A 4799-nucleotide genomic window follows, 5' to 3' on the forward strand; every position below is an offset into this window, starting at 1 on the left:
ATTTTTGCAAAGAGCGTATGACCAAATTATACATGATGTGGCCTTGCAGGGCCTGCATGTCGTGTTTTGCTTAGACAGGGCAGGCGTTGTGTGAGAAGATGGCGCTACCCATCACGGGGTGTTTGATATATCTTATTTGCGCCATATACCTAATATTGTTTTAATGGCTCCGAAAGACATACCGGAACTTAAACTTATGCTTGAATACGCCGTAGGTTATAACGGGCCTGTTGCCATAAGGTATCCGAGAGGAGGCCCTCTTGGCGAAGGCAAAGGAGCCGGACCTGCCCGGGACATTGAATACGCGAAATCCGAGGTCATGCGCGAAGGAGATGATTTTATCATTTTCGCGGCAGGGGATGTGGCCATGCTCTCCGCGGACGCGTCGGAAATGCTTGCCAGGGAAAATATCAGCGCCGGTGTTGTGAATTTAAGATTTATAAAACCTTTGGATGGTGATACAATATTAAAGCATGTTAAGCGCGCGGGCAGGGTATTGATAGCGGAAGACAATGCCCTATCAGCAGGCGTCGGCAGCGCTATATTGGAATTATTAAGCGATAATAATGTTAAAGCTGATGTTCGCAGACTGGGTGTGCCGGATTGTTTTATCGCCCATGATAAAAGGCAATCCCTTTTAAGGGGTATGGGCATTTCGGCAGAAGGTATAGCGGATAAGATTAGACGATGGCAAAAATAAAGATAAATAGTCAAAGATGTAAGGCGTGCGGGCTTTGTATCATCTATTGCCCTAACGGTTCTATTGTTTTTTCAGACAACATCAACAAACAGGGCGTAAAGCCGGCCCGGTTTAAGGAAGGCGCCAAATGCGCCGGGTGCGCTTTTTGTGTAATGATGTGCCCTGATTGCGCCATTGAACTTTGTCTGGATAATGATTCTGAAGAAGGAAAAAATGAAAAAAGATAAATCCGCGAAGAAGCACCTCATGACAGGAAACGAGGCTATAGGTGAAGGCGCTGTTCGCGCCGGATGTGATTTTTACGCGGGTTATCCTATTACGCCCCAGAATGAACTTACCGCGTTTATGTCATATCGCATGAGGCAGAAGGGCAGGGTGTTTTTGCAGTCGGAAAGCGAGTTGTCGGCTATTAATATGGTTTTTGGCGCTTCTGTGGCGGGCAAGCGGGCAATGACGTCGTCATCAAGTCCCGGCATAAGCCTGAAACAGGAAGGCATATCATATCTTGCCGCCTGCAGATTACCGGCTGTTATAGTCAATGTAATGCGCGGAGGCCCCGGGCTTGGCAATATTGCGCCCAGCCAGGGGGATTATTTTCAGGCCACCAAAGGCGGAGGGCATGGAGATTATCATATGATAGTTTTGGCCCCGGGCTATGTTGAAGAGGCAATGTCGCTTACCATGGCCTCTTTTGACCTGTCGGATAAATACAGGGTTCCGGCGATGATACTAACGGATGGAATGCTCGGGCAGATGATGGAGCCTGTTGAGATATCAAAATATAAAGTAAAGACCTCGGGTTTTGTGAAAAAACCCTGGGCGCTTACAGGTGCCAAGGCAAGGCCGGCGCAATCAATCAAATCTCTTTTTCTTAAACCAGGCGCTTTAGAAGATTTGAATATCAGCCTTCAGAAGGTGTACGCGGAAATAAGAAGCAAAGAAACGAGGTATGAGGCCTATTATTGCGATGGGGCAAAATTTATCGTTGTCGCCTATGGTTCGGTAAGCCGCGTGGCAAAAGCCGCGGTAAAGTCATTAAGGGCAAAGGGCAGGCGAGTAGGATTGTTGAGGCCTATAACCCTTTGGCCTTTTCCTGAACAGGTTATAAAGAGATTGGCAAAAAAAGCCAAAGTTTTTTTTGCGGTTGAAATGAGCGCCGGGCAGATGGTTGAGGACGTCAGGCTTGCCGTAGAAGGCAGGTCAGAGGTACATTTTTTAGGAAGAATGGGCGGAGGCATTCCTTCGCAAAACGAAATAGAGCAGGAAATAGCGCGCCTGCACAGATAGCGGCTATATGCTGTTTTTTCACCGGGCCTGCCGGAAGAATAGCAATAAATGTTTTTTAAAAAAAGGTTTGAATCTATGGCATCAGCCAAGATATTTAAAAGGCCAAAGAGCTTAACCGATGTTCCGACTCATTACTGCGCAGGCTGTGGACACGGTATAGTGCACAGGATCATTGCCGAAGTAGTAGATGAATTAGACATAAGAGAGAGGATAATAGCTGTTGCCCCTGTAGGATGTGCCGTGCTGGCATATGATTACTGGAATTTTGATACCACCGAATCAGCTCATGGCAGATGCCTTGCGGTGGCTACAGCCATAAAAAGGATCATGCCTGATAATATAGTGTTTACCTATCAGGGCGATGGAGACCTTGCCGCTATAGGAACGGCGGAAACAATACATGCTGCTAACAGGGGGGAAAATCTTACTGTTGTGTTTGTTAATAACGGCGTATACGCGATGACAGGCGGTCAAATGGCCCCTACCACTCTTATCGGCCAGAAGACTGCCACGACCCAAAACGGCAGAAATGCCGCCTGCGACGGCAACCCCCTAAAGGTGCTTGAGATGCTTGCCGTTCTTGACGGAGTCACGTACCTGGAAAGAGTTTCCGTGGAATCGCCTCAAAGCGTCATAAAGGCCAAACGCGCCATAAAAAAAGCATTTGACAATCAATTAGCGGGCCGGGGGTTTTCAATGATTGAGGTGCTTTCCATGTGCCCGACCTATACGGGCCGTTCTGTTGAGGCATCTTTACGATGGATTAAGGAACGCATGTCCAAGGATTATCCTTTGGGGGTTTATAAGGACAGGATTTAATATGAGAGAGCAGATTATGTGTGCCGGCTTTGGCGGACAAGGGGTAATGATATTAGGCAAGCTTATTGCTTACAGCGCGATGAACCGCTGTCTTAATGTCACGTGGATGCCCTCTTATGGCGCTGAAGTAAGAGGAGGGACAGCCCACTGCATGGTAGTTGTATCCGATGAAGAAATTGCCTCGCCTGTAATCAGCTGCTGCACGGCGGCAATTATAATGAACAAACCCTCTCTCGGCAAATTCATAGATATGTTTAAAACGCGCGATAAAAGACCGGGGTTGAAAAACCTGTTACTGCTGAATAGCTCTCTGGCGGATGAAGATGTGAAGAGGAGAGATGTTGAAATTATAAAAATACCCGTAACGGAGATCGCGCAACAGATGGGTGATGCGCGCGCGGCAAACATGATAATGCTTGGCGCTTATAATAAAAAAAGGGCCATGTTAAGCCGGGATGATATCGTAAAGGGCATTAAGATAGCTTTTGCCGGCAACAAGGATGCCATAGAGTTGAATATCAAGGCTTTAGACAAGGGGGCGTTATTGGCATGAATGATGTAAGGGTGCGCTTTGCCCCGTCTCCTACAGGGTTTTTGCATATAGGAAGCGCGCGCACGGCGCTTTTTAACTGGTTGTATGCCAAAAATCAGAACGGGAAATTTATCCTTCGTATAGAAGATACCGATAAGGAGCGCTCGGATAACAGATTTCTTGACGAGATCCTGCAAAGCCTGCAATGGCTTGGCATGGGCTGGGACGATGAGATTTATTATCAGAGCAGGCGGTATGATATATATAAAGAAGCAGCGGATAGACTTGTATCCGAAGCCAAGGCTTATTATGAGCAGACCGAAAAAGGCAAAGCCGTAAGGCTTAAGGTTTTAAAAGATTGCGCCATTATATTTTATGATATTATACGCGATAAAATAGAAGTCAATTCCAATACCCTTGATGACTTGGTATTGATTAAATCCGACGGTTCGCCGACTTATAATTTTGCCTGCGTTGTTGACGATGCCGCGATGGGCATTACCCATGTGATAAGAGGCGATGACCATATAGCCAATACGCCCAAACAGATATTGGTATATCAGGCATTAGGCATAAAACCGCCTAAATTTGCTCATATACCTTTAATATTAGGTGAAGATAAGTCCCGCATGTCAAAGCGCCACGGAGCCACGTCTATACAGGAATACAGGCAGAAGGGGTATTTCCCGGAGGCCATAGTAAACTTTATATCATTGATGGGCTGGTCGCCAAAAGACAACAGGGAGAAACTTAGCGTTGAGCAGATAATAAGGTTATTTTCTCTCAAGTCTATTGTTAAGACTGGAGCTGTTTTCAATATCAAAAAACTGGATTGGCTTAATGGGGAATACATAAGGCAGAAGCCTATACCGGAACTTACGGATTATGTCCAGACGCTTCTTCAGCAAAGAGGCATAATCGGGCAAGATTGTGATAGACAATGGCTTGAAGGTGTTGTAAAATCTTTTCAAACTCGGTTCTGTAACATTGACGAATTTATTGAAAAAAGCAAGTTTCTTTTTGTAGACAAGCCGGCTTTTGACCCGCAGGCAAAAGACCAGTATCTCGGCTCCCCTGACCAGCTAAAGCGCCTGAAATTACTGGCGCAGAAGCTGGATACTATCAGTGATTTCAGTCCTTCGGCTGTTGAGACAGCCGTCAGGGGCTTATCGGACGAGCTTGGGGTAAAACCCGCGGATATAATACATCCGGCCCGCGTGGCGCTGACCGGAGCATCGGCAGCCCCGGGCATATTTGATGTGATATGCCTTATTGGGAAGAAAAAGGTGATTGAGCGCCTTCTTAGCGCTTGCGCCGTTTCATGATATAATCAGAAAATATTGCAGGAAGATATTTTAAAAATACGCTGCCTCGTGGTGTAATTGGTAACACGACTGACTCTGGATCAGTTGTTTCTGGTTCAAGTCCAGACGAGGCAGCCAACCTTGACGCTCAGGCGAA

Annotated in this window: 6 protein-coding genes, 1 tRNA gene and 1 pseudogene; all 8 read left to right on the top strand. The window is 46.6% G+C overall.

Going from position 1 to position 4799, the window contains the following annotated elements:
* The first annotated feature begins 109 nt into the window (after nucleotides 1-109).
* The 8 genes and pseudogenes from PHV77_07490 to PHV77_07525 all read left to right on the top strand — a co-directional run bounded on the left by PHV77_07490 (nucleotide 110) and on the right by PHV77_07525 (nucleotide 4780).
* A pseudogene (locus tag PHV77_07490) lies at nucleotides 110-238 on the top strand (hypothetical protein).
* An 81-nt stretch (nucleotides 239-319) separates the two neighbouring features.
* Nucleotides 320-700, top strand: coding sequence for a transketolase C-terminal domain-containing protein (locus tag PHV77_07495; protein MDD5505116.1), 381 nt, complete (start codon nucleotides 320-322; stop codon nucleotides 698-700).
* Nucleotides 688-927, top strand: coding sequence for a 4Fe-4S binding protein (locus PHV77_07500; GenBank protein ID MDD5505117.1), 240 nt, complete (start codon nucleotides 688-690; stop codon nucleotides 925-927). Before PHV77_07495 ends, PHV77_07500 begins: the two co-directional genes overlap by 13 nt.
* Complete coding sequence (locus PHV77_07505) at nucleotides 914-1987, top strand: 3-methyl-2-oxobutanoate dehydrogenase subunit VorB (GenBank protein MDD5505118.1); 1074 nt, start codon at nucleotides 914-916, stop codon at nucleotides 1985-1987. The genes PHV77_07500 and PHV77_07505 overlap by 14 nt, the downstream gene beginning before the upstream one ends.
* Before the next feature lie 48 nt (nucleotides 1988-2035).
* Nucleotides 2036-2806, top strand: coding sequence for a thiamine pyrophosphate-dependent enzyme (locus tag PHV77_07510; protein ID MDD5505119.1), 771 nt, complete (start codon nucleotides 2036-2038; stop codon nucleotides 2804-2806).
* A 1-nt stretch (nucleotide 2807) separates the two neighbouring features.
* The gene (locus tag PHV77_07515) at nucleotides 2808-3359 is read left to right on the top strand and encodes a 2-oxoacid:acceptor oxidoreductase family protein (protein ID MDD5505120.1); all 552 of its coding nucleotides are present in this window, start codon (nucleotides 2808-2810) and stop codon (nucleotides 3357-3359) included.
* A complete protein-coding gene (gltX, locus tag PHV77_07520; GenBank protein ID MDD5505121.1) occupies nucleotides 3356-4663 on the top strand; it encodes a glutamate--tRNA ligase in 1308 nt (435 codons plus the stop codon). The genes PHV77_07515 and gltX overlap by 4 nt, the downstream gene beginning before the upstream one ends.
* Before the next feature lie 42 nt (nucleotides 4664-4705).
* A tRNA-Gln gene (locus PHV77_07525) sits at nucleotides 4706-4780 on the top strand.
* The last annotated feature ends 19 nt before the right edge of the window (nucleotides 4781-4799 follow it).

Source organism: Candidatus Omnitrophota bacterium (assembly GCA_028716165.1).
GTDB lineage: Bacteria > Omnitrophota > Gorgyraeia > JABMRG01 > JABMRG01 > JAQUQI01.